This window comes from Pseudomonas asplenii (assembly GCF_001293465.1).
GTDB classification, from domain to species: Bacteria; Pseudomonadota; Gammaproteobacteria; order Pseudomonadales; family Pseudomonadaceae; genus Aquipseudomonas; species Aquipseudomonas fuscovaginae_B.
In genome coordinates this window covers 1-803 of sequence record NZ_JSYZ01000046.1, presented here as the reverse complement: position 1 = coordinate 803, position 803 = coordinate 1, and the positions used below count along the sequence as shown (strand labels likewise).

The 803-nt window shown below is 62.4% G+C and carries 1 protein-coding gene; it reads left to right on the top strand.

Annotation, left to right across the window (positions count from 1 at the left end):
- Window positions 1-43 precede the first annotated feature (43 nt).
- On the top strand, window positions 44-793 hold the full coding sequence (locus tag PF66_RS30980; protein WP_054064817.1) for a GIY-YIG nuclease family protein: 750 nt from the start codon (window positions 44-46) through the stop codon (window positions 791-793).
- Window positions 794-803 lie beyond the last annotated feature (10 nt).

Below are 803 nucleotides of genomic sequence, written 5' to 3'. Positions count from 1 at the left end.
GATGAACGCCGCCCGGCGAGGGTGGCGCCTGCATGGAGCATCCATGACCAAGTTCTACTATCAGATCAAAGGCCGGCGCCCGGCCAAGAACGAGTATGACGAAGACGAATGGGCGTGGCCGCCTGTGTTCAGCGGGCTGGTCGAGGCGGAAGACCGTAAGGGCGCCCGCGCCGGCGTGGAACAGGAGTACGAGCGGAAATTCCCCATGGCCGTGCTGCGCAAGGATATGGCCAAGCACGACTACCTCCTGCTCATCCAAGAGATTGGCGAGCGCGACACCTACTTGCTGAGCCGGTTTGAGGACAGGGCCTGCAAGGAATGCGGCAAGGTGTTCAAGCTGATCGACAAGTACAACGACCCCTATACGGAGACGAAGAGCCACGACTACTGCGCCGAGGCGTGCCAGAAGGCCGCGGTTGGGCGTGAGCTTTCGGAGTACCACCTGGCGAGCGAGGGCCGGTCACCGCCGGTGATCTACCAGGTGCGGCAGAAGTCTACCGGCCGAGTCTACGTCGGCCAGACCACCCAGCCGTTCACCCTTCGCTGGTGGCAACACCTGAGCAAACCGAGCGAGTGCAAGTTCCACACTGCACTGAAAGCTACCGACATCACCGACTGGGACTTCTCGGTCCTTGAGGTGATCGTCTATCCAGGCGAGTGCAAGGACCGGGCGGCCTACATCACCCAGCGGGAGGCCTATTGGGTCGACACGCTGTCGGCGGTAGATACCGGGTTCAACACCGTTCGGCCATCAGCGGCGACGGCACATGCCGCCCAGGCAGTGCTGTTATGAACCGCCCGTT